This window comes from Marinobacterium aestuarii (genome assembly GCF_001651805.1).
Lineage (GTDB): Bacteria > Pseudomonadota > Gammaproteobacteria > Pseudomonadales > Balneatricaceae > Marinobacterium_A > Marinobacterium_A aestuarii.
The window spans coordinates 1,158,159-1,178,342 of record NZ_CP015839.1 but is presented as its reverse complement, the minus strand read 5'-3'; the positions used below and the strand labels follow the sequence as shown (position 1 = coordinate 1,178,342).

12 protein-coding genes and 2 tRNA genes are annotated in these 20,184 nt (G+C 60.2%); 11 read left to right on the top strand and 3 right to left on the bottom strand.

Features of this window, described 5'->3' with window-relative positions; genetic code table 11:
- Positions 1-40: 40 nt before the first annotated feature.
- From A8C75_RS05145 to galU, 10 genes are all read left to right on the top strand, one after another.
- Positions 41-397, top strand: a complete 357-nt coding sequence (locus A8C75_RS05145) for a hypothetical protein (RefSeq protein WP_067379069.1) — start codon at positions 41-43, stop codon at positions 395-397.
- A gap of 119 nt (positions 398-516) precedes the next feature.
- A tRNA-Pro gene (locus tag A8C75_RS05140) sits at positions 517-593 on the top strand.
- An 80-nt stretch (positions 594-673) separates the two neighbouring features.
- Positions 674-750: transfer RNA gene (locus tag A8C75_RS05135), tRNA-Pro, on the top strand.
- A 548-nt stretch (positions 751-1,298) separates the two neighbouring features.
- Positions 1,299-2,753: a circularly permuted type 2 ATP-grasp protein gene (locus tag A8C75_RS05130; protein WP_067379068.1), complete on the top strand. Its 1,455-nt coding sequence runs from the start codon at positions 1,299-1,301 to the stop codon at positions 2,751-2,753.
- On the top strand, positions 2,750-3,679 hold the full coding sequence (locus A8C75_RS05125; protein WP_227819837.1) for an alpha-E domain-containing protein: 930 nt from the start codon (positions 2,750-2,752) through the stop codon (positions 3,677-3,679). The genes A8C75_RS05130 and A8C75_RS05125 overlap by 4 nt, the downstream gene beginning before the upstream one ends.
- Positions 3,680-3,687: 8 nt before the next feature.
- A complete protein-coding gene (locus tag A8C75_RS05120) occupies positions 3,688-7,053 on the top strand; it encodes a transglutaminase family protein (protein ID WP_067379066.1) in 3,366 nt (1,121 codons plus the stop codon).
- 84 nt (positions 7,054-7,137) lie between these two features.
- Positions 7,138-9,714: a circularly permuted type 2 ATP-grasp protein gene (locus A8C75_RS05115; protein ID WP_067379064.1), complete on the top strand. Its 2,577-nt coding sequence runs from the start codon at positions 7,138-7,140 to the stop codon at positions 9,712-9,714.
- Positions 9,711-10,601, top strand: a complete 891-nt coding sequence (locus tag A8C75_RS05110) for a transglutaminase family protein (RefSeq protein WP_067379061.1) — start codon at positions 9,711-9,713, stop codon at positions 10,599-10,601. Before A8C75_RS05115 ends, A8C75_RS05110 begins: the two co-directional genes overlap by 4 nt.
- A gap of 147 nt (positions 10,602-10,748) precedes the next feature.
- Positions 10,749-11,315, top strand: coding sequence for an elongation factor P-like protein EfpL (gene efpL, locus A8C75_RS05105; protein ID WP_067379059.1), 567 nt, complete (start codon positions 10,749-10,751; stop codon positions 11,313-11,315).
- An 87-nt stretch (positions 11,316-11,402) separates the two neighbouring features.
- Positions 11,403-12,311, top strand: coding sequence for a UTP--glucose-1-phosphate uridylyltransferase GalU (galU, locus tag A8C75_RS05100; protein ID WP_067379057.1), 909 nt, complete (start codon positions 11,403-11,405; stop codon positions 12,309-12,311).
- A 68-nt stretch (positions 12,312-12,379) separates the two neighbouring features.
- Here the strand turns inward: galU and A8C75_RS05095 are convergent, their stop codons facing one another.
- Positions 12,380-13,393 carry an NAD-dependent epimerase gene (locus tag A8C75_RS05095; RefSeq protein ID WP_067379051.1) on the bottom strand — a complete coding sequence of 338 codons (1,014 nt, stop codon included), beginning with the start codon at positions 13,391-13,393 and terminating at the stop codon, positions 12,380-12,382.
- Positions 13,394-13,583: 190 nt separating this feature from the next.
- On the opposite strand from A8C75_RS05095, the gene A8C75_RS05090 reads away from it, so the two are divergent.
- Complete coding sequence (locus A8C75_RS05090; RefSeq protein ID WP_067379050.1) at positions 13,584-14,933, top strand: UDP-glucose dehydrogenase family protein; 1,350 nt, start codon at positions 13,584-13,586, stop codon at positions 14,931-14,933.
- Positions 14,934-15,327: 394 nt separating this feature from the next.
- Here the strand turns inward: A8C75_RS05090 and aceF are convergent, their stop codons facing one another.
- Together aceF and aceE are read right to left on the bottom strand one after the other, a co-directional pair.
- Positions 15,328-17,289, bottom strand: coding sequence for a dihydrolipoyllysine-residue acetyltransferase (gene aceF, locus A8C75_RS05085; protein WP_067379048.1), 1,962 nt, complete (start codon positions 17,287-17,289; stop codon positions 15,328-15,330).
- A gap of 48 nt (positions 17,290-17,337) precedes the next feature.
- Positions 17,338-20,013 (bottom strand): pyruvate dehydrogenase (acetyl-transferring), homodimeric type, encoded by a 2,676-nt coding sequence (aceE, locus tag A8C75_RS05080; protein ID WP_067379042.1) that lies wholly within the window; start codon positions 20,011-20,013, stop codon positions 17,338-17,340.
- Positions 20,014-20,184: the final 171 nt, after the last annotated feature.

Genomic DNA, 20,184 nt, shown 5'->3' with positions numbered 1-20,184 from the left:
CTGACAGCGCCATAGCCAAGCCGCCTACCGGAGTTACTGAATGAAAAGGACTTTCCCGCTTTTCGTGCTGCTGTTACTCAGCGCCGCCCCTGGCCGAGCCGAAGAGCCTGCAAGCGCACAAAACCTCAAGGATGGCATCTATGCCGCCTGCTTTCGTCTCAACATTGAAGCCAAGAATACCTACAAGCGTATCGTCGCCAACGACAAACGCAGCCTGACGATCAGCCAGGACCACCGCAGCGGCCAAATCAGCGTCGAGGAAGCCCTGACCGAAGCCGAGCAGATCCTCAAGCAGCAGCGCGTGGCTTATGATCATCTGGCCAATGTTCTGGTCGCCACCGATCGCCTGGCCTGCCCGGAAACCGCCAACCGCCTCGGCGAAGTTGAAATGCAATAATACGCAACTGATGCCTAAGCGCTTGTTTTATAAAACAGCCTTGACATCATCCGAGCCCGGATTATAATTTCGCCCTGTTCACAGCAGACCTGTCCAAAGGCCTGCTGAGGGCATAGGTTCGGGATATAGCTCAGCCTGGTAGAGCACTGTCTTCGGGAGGCAGGGGTCGTAGGTTCAAATCCTGTTATCCCGACCAAACTTTCCCGCTTCAACAACTGTTTCGCAGTTGGGTCTTAGACCACCGCAGCCTTGGCTGCAGCAGCACGTCAGATACGTCGGGGTATAGCTCAGCCTGGTAGAGCACTGTCTTCGGGAGGCAGGGGTCGTAGGTTCAAATCCTGTTACCCCGACCAAATCTGATATCGCTTCTTCTGATACAGCTCCTTCTAGATAAGCAAGATCCGTCCCAAGCAGCGCTCATATCAACTGCTGTTTTTTATACCCTCTCTTTATATAGTCCTTTGCAACATCTTCCGTTCACCCTTATGCAGCCCCAATACACCCCCAATACAGCTCCTGCACATTGCCACACCTGCCGGCAAGCCCGCGGTATCGCTGCGCCCTCCGATCCAGACGCAACACTCACTTAACAACACCCGCTTAAATTCAAAAATCATGCGCAGCCCACTGAATTTGCTGTGACTTTTATTGCGCGCCCGATCACGCACAAGCCCGCCACTGCTACACTGTATCGGCTGAGTCACTCGCCGATCCGTCTCTGCAGCCTGCATTCTGGCCTGCAAATTGCTGCATGAACGGTATCAGAGTAGCAAGATGCGACTTTTCGACAGCCCTCCCGGTCAGGCATCACCATAACGGGGCACTGTGCCCGTTAATGGATTGAAACATGCCTCACTTTGGTGAGTTGGAATGCAACAGGGATCAGCAGAAGGCATAAACCATGAGTATCGATTGGAAGCAGTACGACAGCGGTGGTTTCTTCGATGAATTGATCAGCTCCCCTGGCAACGCCAGAGCACCGGCTCGCAAGCTTGCCAACTACCTTGCCAGTCTCGATGAAGAAGAGCTTGAGAAACGCCGCCTTATGGCCGAGGCGACCATCCAGGAAATGGGGGTCAGCTTTACGGTATATACCGAGGAAGGAAACATCGACCGGGCCTGGCCCTTTGACCTTATTCCCCGCACCATCTCCCGCAAGCAGTGGGACAAGACCGCCGCCGGGCTGAAACAGCGTCTGCGCGTACTGAACATGTTCATCAACGATCTGTACCACGATCAGAATGTTATCAACGACGGCATTATTCCACGCCACCTGATCGAGAACTCCGTCAACTTTCGCCCCGAGTGCGTCGGCGTATCGCCGCCCCATGGCGTCTGGGCCCATATCTGCGGCACCGACCTGGTGCGTGATGGCGACGGCGAATTCTATGTGCTGGAAGACAACCTGCGGGTGCCGTCCGGCGTGTCTTACATGCTGGAAAATCGCGCCATCACCAAACGGGTACTGCCGGAGCTGTTCGAAAACGACAATATCATGCCGATCGATGACTACCCGGCCCAGCTGTTCGACACCCTGGCCGCCCTGTCACCGCGCAAGGTCAAGCAACCCGAAATCGTGGTGCTGACCCCGGGCATCTTCAACTCGGCCTATTTTGAGCACGCCTTTCTGGCCCAGCAGATGGGCGCAGAACTGGTGGAGGGCAGCGACCTGGTGGTCAGTGAAGACGATCTGGTCTTCATGCGCACCATCGACGGCCTCACCCGGGTGGATGTGATCTACCGCCGCATCGACGATCTCTTCCTCGATCCCGAAGTCTTTGACAAGAGTTCGGTGCTGGGCGTGCCCGGCCTCATGCGCGCCTGGAAAGCCGGCAACGTGGCCCTGGCCAATGCACCGGGCGCAGGCGTTGCCGATGACAAGGTCATCTACGCCTATGTACCCCAGCTCATCAAGTACTACCTCGATGAGGAGCCACTGCTGCGCAACGTCAAGACCTTCCTGTGCGAGAACGACAAGGACCGCGCCTACGTGCTGGAGAACCTGGACAAGCTGGTGGTCAAGCCGGCCAATGAATCCGGCGGTTATGGCATGCTGGTTGGCCCCCACTCCACCAAGAAGGATCAGGCCAAATTTGCCGAACTGATCAAGTCCAACCCGCGCAACTATATCGCCCAGCCCACCCTGGCGCTCTCAACTGCGCCCACCCTGGTGGACAACAACAAGCTTGAGCCGCGTCACCTGGACCTGCGCCCCTTTATTCTGCAGGGCAAGGACGTCTATGTGACCACCGGCGGGCTGACCCGCGTGGCCATGAAAAAGGGCTCTCTGGTGGTGAACTCATCCCAGGGTGGCGGCAGCAAGGATACCTGGATCGTTGATACGGAGGCCAAATGATGCTGTCCCGTGTAGCTGAGAGAATTTACTGGGCGGCGCGCTATCTGGAGCGCGTCGAAAATACCGCACGCCTGGTCAGCGTCTACGACAACCTGCTGTTCGACCTGCCCCGCAGTGTCAATATCGGCTGGTTCAATCTGGTCATCATCAACAGCGGTACCGAGCTGTTTTTTGAACGCTACAAGGTACAGGACGAGCGCAATGTGGTGAAATTCACCCTCGCCGACGACACCAACCCCAGCTCCATGCTGTCGTCCCTTACCATGCTGCGCGAAAACATCCGCACGGCCCGCGACGTACTGCCAGCCGAAGCCTGGGAACTGGTCAACGAACTGCTGCTGTTCGCCCGCAACGATATCCAGCAGGGCATCAACCGCAACGGCCGCCACGCCTTTCTTAACGGCATCATCGAGGGGTGCCAGGGCATCAATGGCCTGCTGCTCGGCACCATGAGCCGCGATGCGGCCTGGCACTTCATGCGCCTGGGCTGCAACCTGGAGCGCGCCGACATGACCACCCGCCTGCTGGACGCCGGCGCCGCCGTACTGCAGCTGTCCGAGGACAACGACACCACCAACCTGTCGCAGATTGTATGGGGCAATGTACTGCGCTCCGGCAGCGCCTACATGGCCTACCGTCGCACCATGCGCACAGCGGTCAATGGTTCCGATGTGGCGCGCTTTCTGCTCAGTGACGAACACTTCCCGCGCTCGGTGGGTTTCTGCCTCGATCAGATCAGCTCCGCCACCGCCAGGCTGCCCACCGCCGGCAAGCGCTACGCGTCCATCAAGCCACAGCTGCCGAAACACGATATCCGCGACGGCTTCTGCCTGAGTCCCGATTTTCGTGACTACCTGAACGATCAGCAATTAGTGCTGGCCGAGGCCCACAACCATATTGCAAGCAACTGGTTTGCTCACGACTAGGGGTCAAGATGACTATTCGGACCAAGATTCACCACCTGACGCGGTACAAGTTTGACCGTCACGTGAACCTGGCGCCCCACGTGTTGCGCCTGCGCCCGGCGGCCCATTCAAGAACCCAGATTCACAGCTACTCGCTCAAGGTCACGCCGGAAAACCACTTTATCAACTGGCAGCAGGACCCGTTCGGCAACTTTCTGGCCCGGCTGGTCTTCCCGGAAAAGACCACTGAGCTGTGCATAGAAGTTGAAGTTATCGCCGATATGACGGTGATCAACCCGTTCGACTTCTTCGTCGAAAAGTACGCCGAGCAGTTCCCGTTCGAGTACGACGCAAGCCAGCAGAAGGAACTGGCGCCCTACCTCGAGTGCACCGAACCTGACAGCCCGCTGCTGCAGGAATGGGTTGCTTCTGTGCCGCGCGAGAAAACGCCGATCAATGATTTCATGGTGTCGCTCAATCAGCGCCTGCAACAGGAAATCGGCTACGGCCTGCGCTTTGAAGCCGGCATTCAGAGCTGCCAGGAAACCCTGGAACTGAAAAAGGGCTCATGCCGCGACAGCGCCTGGCTGATGGTACAGATCCTGCGCAGCCTCGGGCTGGCCGCGCGCTTTGCTTCCGGCTATCTGATTCAGCTGAGCTCCGACGTAAAATCCCTCGACGGCCCCAGCGGTCCGGAGGCTGACTTTACCGACCTGCACGCCTGGTGCGAAGTTTATATCCCTGGCGCCGGCTGGATCGGACTGGATCCCACCTCGGGCCTGATGACCGGCGAAGGCCATATTCCCCTCGCCTGCACCCCGGACCCGGCTTCTGCCGCACCCATCAGCGGCGCCATGGACGAGTGCGAAGTCGAGTTCGAGTACAGCAACAAGGTCTACCGCATCCATGAAGACCCCCGGGTCACCAAACCCTACGCCGAGGAACAGTGGCAGGCAATCCAGGCCCTGGGCGAAGCCGTAGACGCGGACCTGGATGCGCTGGACGTGCGCCTGACCATGGGCGGCGAGCCGACCTTCGTCTCCATCGATGATATGGAGTCCGCCCAGTGGAACACCGAAGCCCTTGGCGCCGACAAGCTGCGCCTCGCCAAAACACTGCTGCTGCGCCTGCGTGACCGTTTCGCACCCGGCGCCGTGCTGCATTACGGCCAGGGCAAGTGGTACCCCGGCGAGGAAACACCGCGCTGGGCGCTGGGCTGTTTCTGGCGCCAGGACGGCGAACCCCTGTGGCACAATCCCAAACTGCTGGCCCGGGTGGATCAGAACCTGGGGCACAAGCTGGAGGATGCCCAGCGTTTTATCGACCGCCTGTGCGCCAATCTGGAGGTGTCCGACAAGCACATACACCCGGCCTACGAAGACGCCCTCTATTACCTCGACAAGGAACAGCAACTGCCGGCCAACCTGGACCCGCTCAAGGCGGACCTGTCGGACGACCTCGAACGCCAGCGCCTGGCCAGGCTGCTGCAACGCGGCCTCAACACCCCCAGCGGCTATGTGCTGCCACTGGGGCGGGACGAACTGGGTTCAAGCTGGCGCAGCTGTAGCTGGGAGATGCGACGCGGTGCCCTGGTGCTGATTCCGGGCGATGCGCCGCTGGGCTTTCGCCTGCCGCTCAACTCCCTGCCCTGGGTGAGCAAGGAAGAGCGCGAGGTTGAACCTGATCCCGATCCCTTTGCCGAACATCCGCCGCTGAAAAGCACCGTCTACGACATCAACCGCTTTACCGCAGGCCATGCCCAGACCCGCATGAAGGCCGCGCCTGAGCCCGCCAGCACCCAGGAGGCAACAGCCGCCAGCAAGGTGCTGCACACAGCCCTGTGCATAGAGGCACGCAATGGTCGCCTGCACCTGTTCCTGCCGCCCATCAAGGCACTGGAATCCTATGTGCTGCTGATCAGCGCCATTGAGCGCACCGCCGCCGAACTCGAATTGCCGGTGGTGCTGGAGGGCTATGAACCGCCCAAAGACGCCCGCCTGCTGCGCCTGCTGGTCACACCGGACCCCGGCGTTATCGAGGTCAATATTCACCCGGCCAACAACTGGCGCGAACTGACCGACAACATGATCACCCTCTACGAGGAGGCGCATCAGTCCCGCCTTGGCACCGAGTCCTTTATGGTGGATGGCCGCCACAGCGGTACCGGCGGCGGCAACCATATCACCCTGGGTGGCGCCACACCCCAGGACAGCCCACTGCTGCGCAGGCCCGACATACTGCGCAGTCTGGTGACCTACTGGCAGCATCATCCCAGCCTGTCGTACCTGTTTTCCGGCATGTTTATCGGCCCCACCAGCCAGGCTCCCCGGGTCGACGAGGGCCGTGATGAGGCGCTCTATGAACTCGAGATTGCCTTCCAGCAGATGCCTGAGGGACTGGTCGATCAGCCCTGGCTGATCGACCGCCTGATGCGCAACCTGCTGGTCGACATCACCGGTAACACCCATCGCTCGGAGTTCTGCATCGACAAGCTCTATGCCCCCGGCAGCGCCACCGGTCGCCTGGGCATCCTGGAATTCCGCGGCTTTGAAATGCCGCCCCATCCGCGCATGGCGCTGGTGCAGGCGCTGCTGATTCGCGCCCTGCTGGTGCGCTTCTGGAAAGAGCCGTATCACAAGCCCCTGGTGCGCTGGGGCACCGAGCTGCACGATCGCTTCATGCTGCCGCACTATACCTGGGCCGATGTACAGGATGTGGTGAAGGACCTGCAACAGCATGGCTGCCCGTTCCAGCTCTCCTGGCTGGCACCCTTCGAAGAGTTCCGCTACCCGCACTATGGTCGCGTGAACATCGACGATATCAAGCTGGAGCTGCGCTGGGCCATCGAACCCTGGCACGTACTGGGCGAGGAAATCAGCAGCTTCGGCACCTCCCGCTATGTCGACTCGTCACTGGAGCGTCTGCAGGTAAAAGTCAGCGGCCTGACCGAAGGCCGCTACGTGCTGGCCTGCAATGGTCGTCGGGTACCGCTGTGCAACACCGGCCGCACCGGCGAGTATGTCGCCGGCGTGCGCTACCGTGCCTGGCAGCCTCCCTCGGCACTGCACCCCACCATAGGCGTGCATGCGCCCCTGGTGTTCGACCTGATCGATACCTGGAACGGCCAGTCCATTGGCGGCTGCACCTACCATGTACGCCATCCGGGTGGGCGCAGTTATGACAGCTTCCCGGTCAACGGCTTTGAAGCCGAAGCCAGGCGCGTCAACCGCTTCTGGGAATTCGGCCATACGCCCGGCCCCCAGGAGCCGCTGTCGCAGTTCGACGCCATTCGCGATTTCTTTCCTCACCAGAAAGCACCGCACCCGATGGCACCTCCCCCGGAAGAGCCCACCAACGAGTATCCCCACACCCTGGACCTGCGCCGCCAGCCGTAACGGAAGCACGGCTTGGCCCCGGTCTCGGGTATACTATGCTGAACCTTCCTGACAACACCTCTCGACGAGACAGGTTCACGCCGAATGAGCTTTTCCCAACAGCAACAATCAAACCAGGGCAATGCCCTGGTTTACCCGCGTCCGGCGGGGCTCATGGATGAGGTTTATGCTCCCGATGGCAGCATGCGCAGCCACTGGGAATACTTACTGGAGAGCCTGAATGTTCTGGGCCCCGACGCCCTGAATGATCGCCAGCGCAAGGCCGAACGCATCCTGCGGGATGACGGCGCCACCTATACGCTGTCCAGCGCGTCCCTGGCCAGTCACACCTGGGGGCTGGACCCGGTTCCACTGCTGATCGCCAGCGAGGAATGGAACCAGATTGAAACCGGCCTGAGCGAGCGCGCTGAACTGCTCGATCTGCTGCTCAAGGATATCTACGGCCCTCGCGAGCTGCTGCGCTGCGGCATACTGCCGGCAGAGCTGATATACAGCCACGGCGGCTTTCTGCGCCCGTGCCAGGATATCAAGCTGCAGGGCGACCACCAGCTGATACTGCACAGCGCCGATATGGTGCGCGGTGCCGACGGCAACATGGTCATCATCGGTGACCGCACCCAGACGCCAAGCGGAGCGGGCTATGCGCTGGAAAACCGCACCGTTATGCGGCGTGTTTTCCCCAGCCTGTTCCGCGACAGCCACGTACACCGGCTGTCACTGTTCTTTACCACCTTGCGCCACACCCTGACCCGCCTCGCTCCGCCGGGCAACCTGGCCGGCGGTGAGCTGCCCAGCATCGTCATACTGACGCCCGGCGCCTACAGCGAGACTTACTTCGAACACACTTACCTGGCCAACTACCTTGGCTACCCCCTGGTACAGGGCGGCGACCTGACGGTGCGCAACGGCTACGTCTGGATGAAGTCCCTCGATGGCCTCACCCGGGTGGATGTCATACTGCGCCGCGTCGATGACAACTTCTGTGATCCGGTCGAGCTCAAGAGCGATTCGCGCCTGGGCGTGCCGGGGCTACTGGAAGTGGTACGTTCAGGCCGGGTCGTGGTGGCCAACCCCATGGGCAGCGGCGTACTGGAAAACACCGCGCTGCTGAAATACATGCCGCAAATCAGCCAGTTTTTCCTCGGCCACGAACTGCAGCTGGCCTCGGTCAAGACTTACTGGTGCGGCGATGCCGGCGATCTTGCCCATGTGCTGGCGAATATCGACAAGCTGGTCATCAAGCGCTGTGCGCGCCGCGCCGGCGAGTTCAGTATCTTTGGCTGCGACCTGCCCGCTTCTGAGCGCCAAGAGCTGATCGAGCGCATCCGGCTTAATCCGCTGCACTATACGGCACAGGAATACATAGCCCCGTCCTCGGCGCCCAGCTGGCACAAGGGCGCCATGCACTCGCGCCCCTCGGTGCTGCGCAGTTTCTCGGTCGCAGGCGAAGGCTCCTATTCGGTGATGCCAGGCGGCATGACCCGAGTGGGCATCGCTAACGACAGTCGCCTGATTTCCAACCAGCTCGGTTCCCTCAGCAAGGACACCTGGGTACTGGCCTCGGAACCGGAAAAACAGCTGACCCTGCAGGCTGGCCCTGGCGGCGAAAGCCTCAGCCATATCCACCAGTACACCACCCTGCCAAGCCGCATGGTGGAAAACCTGTTCTGGATGGGCCGCTATTCCGAACGCGCCGACGCCGCCATCCGCGTACTGCGTACCGTCTTCGTCCAGCTCAACAGCGCCGTTATTTTGCCCAAGGGCGCCGAACGGCTGCTGCTGCGGGCCGTCTCCGAGGTAACACTGACCCTGCCTGGCTTCACCCGGGACAACCTGGAGCTGCTGCGCAAGCCAGAACCTGAACTGCTGTCAGTGATCAGCGATGCCCGGCGTACCGGCAGCGTCAAGGCCTCACTGATTGCCATGCTCAACTGCGCCGAGGAGGTCAAGGAACTGCTCTCGGCCGATATTCAGCGCATTATCAACGACATACGCGATGAGCTGAACGGCCTCGAAGACGCCGTGACCCGTGGCATGGCATCGGCACCGGAAGAAACACTGGATCCGCTGATCTCCGCCCTGCTGGCCCTGAGCGGCCTGTACCAGGACAGCATGTTCCGCGGCCTGGGCTGGCGCTTCCTGCAGATCGGCCGCCGGCTTGAAAAGGCCCAGCAGGTGGCCTCACTGCTGCGCCACCTGCTGGTGCCGGTCAACGTCGACCCCAGCGAGCCGCTGGCACTGGAATCGGCACTGCTGTCGACCGAAGCCCTGAATACCTACCGCCGCCGCTTCCGGGCTGAAACCAACATTGTCAGTGGCCTGGGCCTGCTGCTGATTGATCGCAGCAACCCGCGCTCCCTGATCTATCAGCTCGACAAGCTGTTCAAGGATCTGAGCGAGCTGCCCAATCGCGGCAAGGGGCCGGAACTGCCGCGCAATCAGCGGCTGGTACTGGAAATATCGGCGGCGGTGCGCCTGGCTGACATGCGCGCCCTGGCGGTAGTGGATGAAAAACTGCAAAGCCGCGTCCAGCTCGACAAGCTGCTGCAGCAGGTACAGCAGCGCCTGAACGAAACCGCCGTGGCGGTCAGTGAAGACTTCTTCGATCACACCGGCGGCCCTCAGCAGCTGGTGAACACCGGGTGGAATGGCGAACTATGATCTACCGCATCCGACATCTGACCGAGTACGAATACCAGCACCCGGTCAGCCTGTGCTACAACCTGGCCCATCTGCAGCCGCGCAACACCAGCTACCAGAACTGCCTGAGCAGCAAGCTGCAGATAAGCCCCATGCCGGCCTACAGCCGCAAGCGCAAGGACTACTTCGGCAACAACATAGTACACTTCTCCATTGAGGTGCCCCACCGCAAGCTGTCGGTCGAGATCACCAGCGATATTCGCATTGACGAGGGCCGCGCCAGCCCCGAGCTGAACCTGGATCTGGGCAGTACCTGCGCCCAGGCACTGGAAGCGCTGAAGACCAACCAGACAAAATCCACCCTGGTGGCGCGCGAGTTCGTGCTCGACTCGCCGATGATCAAGGCCATGGATGCACTGCGCGACTATGCGGCGCCCTCCTTCACCCCCGACCGGCCGCTACTCTCGGCTGCCCGCGACTTGACGCACCGCATCTTCACCGATTTCACCTATGATCCAGCCTTCACCACAGTAGCTACGCCACTGTCCGATGTGCTGGAGCACCGCCGTGGCGTCTGTCAGGACTTTGCCCATCTGGCCATCGGCTGCCTGCGGGCCCTGGGTTACCCGGCGCGCTATGTCAGCGGTTATCTCGAAACCCTGCCGCCGCCCGGACAGGTGAAAATGGTGGGTTCAGACGCCTCCCACGCCTGGTTCTCGCTCTATTCGCCGGAGGAAGGCTGGTTCGAATTCGACCCCACCAACGACAACATGCCGGCCGAACAGCACATTACCACGGCCTGGGGCCGGGATTACTCCGATGTGGCGCCGCTGCGCGGCGTGCTGTTTGACGGCGGCAAACCCCAGGCGCCCCGGGTCGCGGTGGACGTGCAGCGCCTGGAGGCTTGACGCGAAATCACCGGCCTGCGTTTAAATCAGTATCGCGGCGCGGCGGTTTTCTCCTAAAATGCCAATCCCGGAGCCTGTAGCAGAGCGTCGCCCGCTAAAGGGTCGAGCCGCCAGTCTCCCAATTTTGTGATCACGAGGTTTTATTCGATGCCCAAAGCATCCGAACTCAAGCGGGGCCATGTCGTCGAGCTCAATGGACATGTCTATGTGGTGCAACATGTCGATGTGCGCAACCCCACCTCCCGTGGTGCCAGCACCCTGTACAAGGTGCGTTTCAATTTGCTGCCCGAAGGTGGCAAGCACGAAGTCACTTTCACCGGTGATGACCTGGTCAAGAACGTCTCGCTGGAACGGCGCAAGGTGTCCTACCTATACCGCGAAGACGACCTCTTCACCTTCATGGATACCGAAGACTACAGCCAGTACTACCTCAACGGCAGCAGCATCGAAAGCCAGCTGCCGTTTCTGAGTGACGGACTTGAAGGCATAGTCGCGCTGCTGATCGAAGGCGAGATCGTCACTGTCGAATTGCCCGCCACCGTTATCATGGAAGTGGCCGAGTGCGTGCCCGGCATGCAGGCGGCAAGCGCCACCGGGCGCACCAAGCCCGCCATCATGACCAACGGGCTTGAGCTGCAGGTACCGGAGTACATCAAGCAGGGCGAGAAGATCAAGATCAATACGGAAACCGGGAAGTTCATGACCCGCGCCTGATATTGCCTGCTATAAATCACCGCACCGGATGACGCTGTGTCATCCGATTGCACCAGGAAATTAAAACATCAAAGAGCCCCATCACCGATGCGTAAAGTGACCAAAGCCATAATCCCCGTTGCCGGACTCGGCACCCGTGTTTTGCCCGCCAGCAAGGCCATCCCCAAGGAAATGCTGCCGGTCGGCGACAAGCCGGTCATCCAGCGCGTGGTGGAAGAAGCCGTCGCGGCAGGCATTACCAAGATTATTCTGGTGACGCGCTCCGGCAAGGAAGCCATTGAAAACCACTTCGATGCCCACTACGAGCTCGAAGCCCAGCTAGAGATCAAGGGCAAAATCGCGGAACTTGCCTCAGTGCGCAACATCCAGCCGCCTGATGTGGAAATCATCTCGGTACGCCAGCCCAGCGCCCAGGGCCTTGGCCACGCCGTCCTCTGCGCCGCCGGCATTATCGGTGACGAACCCTTCGCGGTCATGCTGCCGGACGTACTGATCAACAACCGCACCGCCGATAGCGGCCACGTTGACATGGCCGGCATGATGGCTGCCTTCAGCCGCAACGAGCACCCGCAGATCATGGTGGAGCCGGTGCCGCACGAGCACGCCGAGCGCTACGGCATTGTCGATTGCGCCGGTGCCGTCCTGCAGGGTGGCGATGCGCACCCGATTCAGGGCATGGTGGAAAAACCGGCTCCCGGCACGGCGCCCTCAAACCTGGCGATCGTGGGACGTTACATACTGCCGGCGCGCATTATGCAGCTGCTTAAATCCACCCCGCGCGGAGCCGGCGGTGAAATCCAGCTGACCGACGCCATGGCCGCCCTGCTCAAGGAAACGCCGATGGAGGCCTACCATATGGAGGGCAAGTCCTATGACTGCGGCAACAAGCTGGGTTACCTGCAGGCCAACATGGTCTTCGGCCTGCAAAGCCCGCACACAGGCCCTGAGCTGCGTGAATTTCTCAAGCAGCAGCTCGACGAGCTGGATCAGGCCTGATCCAGCCTGACTAAAAAGGGGCAGCGTGCCATGCACGCTGCCCCCTTTTTAATTCTGTCGCGCTCCCCTCAAACCGACGGGCCGTAATAGGCTCTGTACCAGTCAACGAACTTGCCGACACCTTCCTCCAGCCCCACCGCAGGACTAAATCCGGTCTGTTGCCGCAGTGCTTCAGTTGAGGCCCAGGTACGGGCCACATCGCCAGGCTGCATCGGCAGGAAGTTCTTACGAGCCTGTACACCTAACGCCGCTTCCAGTGTCTGAATAAAGTCCAGCAGCCCCACCGGCTGACCCGCACCTATATTGAAGATCCGATACGGCGCCGAGCTCTGGCCGCGGCTGCCCTGCTCCGGCGTCCAGCCCGGCTGCGCTGCGGGAATCTGATCCAGCACCTGCACCACACCCTCGACGATATCATCGATATAGGTGAAGTCGCGGCTCATGTCCCCCTGGTTGTAGACATCAATCGCCTCGCCGGCACTGATGGCGCGGGCAAACTTGATCGGCGCCATATCCGGACGCCCCCAGGGGCCGTAGACGGTAAAAAAGCGCAGCCCGGTGGCCGGCAGACCATAGAGGTGGGAGTAGGAGTGGGCCAGCAACTCTCCGGATTTCTTGGTGGCGGCGTAAAGAGACACCGGGTGATCAACCGCATCCGACTCGGCAAAGGGGACCTGGGTATTGAGCCCGTAAACCGAACTCGACGAAGCATAGACCAGATGCGCCACCTGCTGAGCCCGGCAGCCTTCGAGCACGTTCAGCAGGCCCGCCAGATTGGCATCCACATAGGCATGGGGGTTTTCCAGCGAATAACGCACCCCCGCCTGGGCCGCAAGATGGATAACGCGATCAAACGGCTGGTCGGCAAAGAGCGCCTCCATCGCAGACCTGTCCGCCAGATCCGCGCCTGCAAAGCGAAAACCGGCCTGGGGCCTCAGTAACGCGAGACGTGCCTGTTTCAGTGCCGGGTCATAGTAGTCATTCAGGCTGTCCAGCCCCAGTACCTGCCAGCCTTCAGACAGCAGGCGCCTGGCCACATGGAACCCGATAAAACCCGCAACTCCGGTAATGAGTACCTTCATCTGCCAACCCTTGACTCAGCCCATGCAGCAGAAGCACCCATGCCCCTGTCGTTAAGACCGCACTATATCATTAACTGCCAGTCCGACTCAGGCAGCATCAAGAAACTGTAATCAAAACCCGACAGACTCTGGGCATCAGGCTGCACTAGAGTTAGTCTTCAGAACATCTCTGTTTCAACGCGGGAAAGCTATGAAAATCACGGTATTTGGCAGTGGCTATGTCGGCCTGGTCACGGGAACCTGCCTGGCGGACGTTGGCCATGATGTTCTGTGCATCGATATTGATCAGACCAAGATTGATGGCCTGAATCAGGGCCGCCTGCCGATCTACGAGCCTGGCCTTGAATCCATGCTCAAGCGCAACCACAGCGAAGGCCGGCTGCAGTTCAGCACCTCGGCAGAGCGCGGTGTCGCCCACGGCCAGCTGCAATTTATAGCCGTGGGTACGCCCCCCGATGACGACGGCTCCGCGGACCTGCGTCACGTGCTGACGGTGGCCCGCACCATCGGCAGCCACATGACGGACTACAAGGTGGTGGTCGACAAATCCACCGTGCCCGTGGGCACCGCAGACCGGGTACGCGAGGAAATCAGCAGTGTATTGTCAGCACGCCAGACCCGCCCCGAGTTTGATGTCTGCTCCAATCCTGAGTTTCTCAAGGAAGGTGCCGCCATTGAGGACTTCACCAAGGCGGCCCGCATTGTCATCGGCACCGACAGCGAGCGGGTGCGCGGCCTGATGCGCGAGTGCTACGGCCCCTATAACCGTAACCGCGACAAACTGATGTTCATGGATCTGCGCGCCGCCGAGCTGACCAAGTACGCCGCCAATGCCATGCTCGCCACCAAGATCAGCTTCATGAACGAGCTGGCCCAGCTGGCCGAACGTCTGGGGGTCGACATAGAACAGGTGCGCAAGGGCATCGGCTCGGATCCGCGCATTGGCTATCACTTCATCTACCCCGGCTGTGGTTATGGCGGCTCCTGCTTCCCCAAGGACGTCAAGGCGCTCACCCGCACGGCGCTGGATGTCGGCCACGAGGCACCGTTGCTCAATGCGGTGGAGCGGGTCAACCAGCAGCAGAAACAGACCCTGTTCCACAAGCTGCAACAGGGCCTGGGCAAGGACCTGCGCGGCAAGCGCATCGCTATCTGGGGATTGGCCTTCAAGCCCAATACCGACGATATGCGCGAGGCGCCGAGTCGCACCCTGATGGAAGCCCTGTGGGAGGCCGGCGCCAGCGTCAGCGCCTACGACCCCGAAGCCCTCAACGAGTGCCACCGCATCTACGGCACGCGCGCCGACCTCAGCCTGGCCGCCACCCGTGAACTGGCGGTGGTAGATGCCGATGCCCTGGTGATCTGTACTGAATGGAAAGCCTTTCGCACCCTGGATTTCGCCTGGCTCAAAACCCAGCTACGCACCCCCCTGATCGTGGATGGCCGCAACCTCTACTCGCCGCAGGATGTCGCCAGGGCGGGCCTGGCCTACTACGCCGTCGGCCGCGGGGATTCACTGCAGGCCATGCCCCGCGACTAAACTGCGATGGGTAGCTACGGAGCCCTGCTCCTCGGCTTTGGCTCCTGCGCCGCCCTATCTCCTACATCCCTGTAGTCGTGTGCATCCATTGCACCCGCAGGATGACCGCCAGGGACGGCGGGAACTCTGGCTTTGCAGGAGCAAAAGGCAGGGACCGCCAAGGATGGCGGAAATGGCATTTTTGCAGGAGCAAAAAATGCCAACATACGTCCCTGTATAAAAAAGGCCACTCGATTGAGTGGCCTTTTGTTTGTATTGGTTAAATACATGAGTCTGTAGCTGTGTAAAAACGCTTCCCTTTCCCGGGCACGGCTTGCAGAGCAGACCGGTAAAAAATCAGGACCCCAAACAGGGCCCTGACGCCAAGGTTTTGGAAGTGGGTCTTTCCAAAGTGCTACAGCACCAAGCGACGGATATCGCTCAGCAGACTGTTCAGGTAGGTCAGGAAGCGTCCTGCATCCCCGCCATTAATCGCCCGGTGGTCATAGGACAGACACAGCGGCAGCATCAGGCGCGGCTCGAACTCCTTGCCATTCCAGCGCGGCTCTATGTCTGCCTTGGATACACCCAGGATGCCAACTTCCGGCGCCGGTACTATAGGCGTAAAGCCAGTACCGCCAATGCCACCCAGGCTCGAGATAGTAAAGCAGCAGCCCTGCATCTCGTTGGGTTTCAGCTTGCGATCCTTGGCCTTGCCAGCCAGTTCGTTCGCTTCCCGGGACAGCTCGTAGATGGACTTCTTGTCCGCATCCTTGATCACCGGCACCATCAGGCCGTTTGGCGTATCCACCGCCAGACCGACGTTGATGTATTTCTTCAGCACTATGTGCTCGCCATCAGCATGCAGAGAGGCGTTGAACTTGGGGTTCTCCTTCAGCGCCTGAGCCACCGCCTTGATGATGAACGGCAGCGGCGTGAGCTTGACGCCCTCTTTCGCTGCGGCGTCCTTCATTTCCTTGCGGAAGGCTTCCAGCTCGGTGATGTCCGCCTTGTCGAACTGGGTCACGTGCGGCACATTGAGCCAGCAACGGGTCATGTTCGCCGCCGTCACCTTGGCAATCTTGCTCATCTTCTGCAGTTCAATCTCGCCAAACTGGCTGAAATCGATCGCAGGGACGGCCGGAATACCGGAGCCGGTGGCAACACCAGCAGCAGGCTTCTCGGCCAGCGCCTTGAGCGAGACCTTGACGTAGTTCTGCACGTCTTCCTTGACGACACGACCACGACGGCCTGAACCTGCCACCAGCGACAGATCAACCCCGAACTCGCGGGCGATGGCGCGAACGGCCGGGCCTGCGTGCACGGCACGGTTCTTCTGCTCCAGTGCCTGGTTAACGGTCGCGCCTGGCGCCGCCTTGGCAGGCGCAGCAGGTGCCGCCACGGGTGCAGCTGCAGCAGCGGGAGCCGCAGCAGGTGCAGCAGCGGGCGCCGCGACCGCAGCACTACCGGCCACTTCCAGCGTGATGATCAGATCACCTTCGTTGCAGGTACCACCGGCACTGATGCTGACGGACTTGACGGTACCGCCCTTGGGCGCCGGCACTTCCATCGAGGCCTTGTCGGTCTCAACCGCGATCAGGCTGTCGCCCTCGGCAATGACATCACCGACCTTGACCAGGACTTCAATCACGTCCACATCGGTGGCACCGCTGAGATCCGGCACCCGAACCTCTTCGATACCACCGGCTACAGCCGGAGCTGCTGCAGGGGCCGGGGCTGCTGCAGGCGCAGCGGCCGGAGCCTGCGCCTGAGCCTGGGGCGCCGATGCTGCACTGCCTGCAACCTCCAGCGTCAGGATCAGGTCACCTTCATTGCAGGTGCCGCCGGCCACAATCTTGACTTCCTTGACCGTGCCGCCCATCGGGGCCGGCACTTCCATGGACGCCTTGTCGGTTTCGACCGCGATCAGGCTGTCGCCCTCGGCAATCACATCACCAGCCTTGACCAGGACTTCAACCACGTCAACATCGGAGGCACCGCTGAGATCCGGCACCCGGACTTCTTCAACACTTGCCGCAGCAGCAGCTGCAGCAGGTGCCGCAGGTGCCGCCGCGGGGGCTGGAGCAGGAGCCGCAGCAGCCGGAGCTGCTGTTGCGGAAGCTTCGGGGGCCGCTGCCGCGCCCGTTTCCAGAATCAGAATCTGGTCACCTTCGTTGCAGGTGCCACCCTCCTTGATAATCACTTCCTTGACTGTACCGCCATGGGTGGACGGTACTTCCATTGAGGCCTTGTCGGTCTCAACGGCAATCAGGCTGTCGCCCTCGGCGATAACATCGCCCGCCTTGACCAGTACCTCAACGACATCGACATCCGAGGCGCCACTGAGGTCTGGAACGCTAATTGTGATTGTGCTCACGATAATGTCCTCTACTAATTCTCAACCGTTACGAAGTTCACAGGAGCCTTAAACGGTCCAGGGCGCCGGTTTTTCCGGGTTCAGATTGAACTTCTGCATCGCCTTGGCAACATCGGTTGCAGGCACCTTGCCTTCTTCCTGCAGCGCCTTGAGCGCAGCCAGAACGACGTAGTAACGGTTAACTTCGAAGAACTCACGCAGCTTGGTGCGCGTATCGGAACGGCCGAAACCATCGGTACCCAGCACCTTGTAGCGGTGCGGGATAAATTCGCGCAGCTGATCGGCGAACATGCGCATGTAGTCGGTCGAGGCGATAACCGGACCCTGACGGTCCTGCAGGCACTCGGTCACGTAGGGTACGCGCGGCTCGTCGGTCGGGTGCATCATGTTCCAGCGATCAACTTCCTGTGCCTCGCGGCGCAGCTCATTGATCGAGGTGGTGCTCCAGACATCGGATTCAATACCGTATTCTTCACGCAGAATGATCGCGGCTTCACGCACTTCACGCAGGATGGTGCCACAGCCCATAAGCTGTACCTTGAGGTCGGCGCTCTTGCCTTCTTCAAGCAGGTACATGCCCTTGATGATGGCGTCCTCTGCACCCACCGGCATTTCCGGATGGGTGTAGTTTTCGTTCATCGTGGTGATGTAGTAGAAGCGGTTTTCCTGCTTCTTGTACATGCGCTCAAGGCCGTCCTGGACGATGACGGTCACTTCATAGGCGTAGGTCGGATCGTAGCTGACGCAGTTCGGGATCATCTGCGCCATCAGGTGGCTGTGACCATCCTGGTGCTGCAGGCCTTCGCCGTTCAGGGTAGTACGACCAGAGGTGGCGCCGATCAGGAAACCGCGCGCCTGGCTGTCGCCGGCCGCCCAGATCAGATCCATGACACGCTGGAAGCCGAACATCGAGTAGAAGATGTAGAACGGCACCATCGGGCAGTTGTTGTTGCTGTAGGAGGTGGCACAGGCCAGCCAGGCAGAGAATGCACCGGCTTCATTGATACCCTCTTCCAGCACCTGACCGGTCTTGGATTCCTTGTAGAACATGATCTGGTCAGAGTCATGGGGTACATAACGCTGGCCGGCCGAGGTGTAGATACCCAGCTGACGGAACATGCCTTCCATACCAAAGGTACGGGCTTCGTCCGGAACGATCGGCACTATGCGGTTGCCAATCTGCTTGTCCTTGACCAGCACGTTCAAGACACGGTTCAGACCCATCTGGGTCGAGAGCTCACGCTCACCGCTGGACTTGAGCTGGCTGGCAAAGGCATCCAGTGCCGGCGTTTCCAGCACGTCAAACTCGGTGCGACGGGTCGGGTAGAAGCCGCCGAGCTGCTTGCGGCGCTCGAACATGTACTTCATTTCCGGCGAATCAGGCGACGGACGGTAGTACGGAACGTCGTTCAGCTGCTCATCGGTCAACGGAATATTGAAGCGGTCGCGGAAGTCTTTCAGGTCGTCGACAGCCACTTTCTTGATGGAGTGGGTGTCATTCTTGGCTTCGCCTGAGGTGCCTGTACCGTAACCCTTGACGGTTTGCGCCAGGATAACGGTGGGCTGACCCTTGTGCTGATAGGCAGACTGGTAAGCCGCATAGACCTTGTACGGGTCATGACCACCGCGGTTCAGGTTCATGATGTCCTGATCGGACATATCCTTCACCATCTCAAGCAGTTCCGGGTACTTGCCGAAGAAATGCTCGCGGGTGTAAGCACCGCCGTTGGCCTTGTAGTTCTGCAGCTCGCCGTCACAGACTTCGTCCATGCGCTTTTGCAGCAAGCCAGTTGTGTCTTTTTCCAGCAGCGGATCCCAGTGGCGGCCCCACAGGCACTTGACCACGTTCCAGCCGGCGCCACGGAAGATGCCTTCGAGCTCCTGCACAATCTTGCCGTTACCGCGTACCGGCCCGTCGAGGCGCTGCAGGTTGCAGTTGATAACGAAGATCAGGTTTTCGAGATGTTCACGGCCGGCCAGGGAAATGGCACCCAGGGTTTCCGGCTCATCGCACTCACCGTCGCCCAGGAAAGCCCAGATCTTGCGATCACCGCGATTGATCAGGCTACGGGCAGACAGGTAGCGCATGACGTGCGCCTGGTAGATCGCCTGAATCGGCCCCAGACCCATGGACACGGTCGGGAACTGCCAGAAGTTCGGCATCAGCCAGGGATGGGGATAGGACGACAGACCATTGCCGTCCACTTCGCGGCGGAAGTTGTCGAGCTGCTCTTCGGTCAGACGACCTTCAAGATAGGCGCGGGCGTAAATACCGGGGGAAATATGCCCCTGGAAGAACACCATGTCGGCATCCTGCTCGCCTTCATTGCCGCGGAAAAAGTAGTTAAAGCCAATATCGTACAGCGTGGCGGACGACGAGAAGCTGGAGATGTGACCACCCAGGCCTTCCTTGTTGTCGTTGGCGCGCATGACCATCGCCATCGCGTTCCAGCGAATAAAGGAACGGATACGACGCTCAACAAACAAATCGCCCGGCATGCGACTTTCGTCTTTGGGGGCGATAGTGTTGCGGTATGGGGTCGTAGTGGCACCGACGCTACCTACGCCGATATCAGCGGCCTTGCGCCCCAGCTGTTTGAGAATAAACCGTGCACGATCATCGCCGTCGCTTTTGGCAACAGACTCCAGTGCATCCAACCATTCATGGGTTTCTATCGGATCAATATCTTCAACGAATTCTTGCACTTTGCTTTCTCCACTCATTCTTATTCGAGCAGTCAATCCCACGTAAGCGTTAAGACGGAACAGCCTGTTGTTCAGGCTTCCCGCGCCCTGCCATCTTCTCGTTCTTATTATCCTGTAGTATTACTACAGAATGGCGTCAATATTATGCACATATTGGATATTGATGGCAACAAAACCGTCTCCAGACTA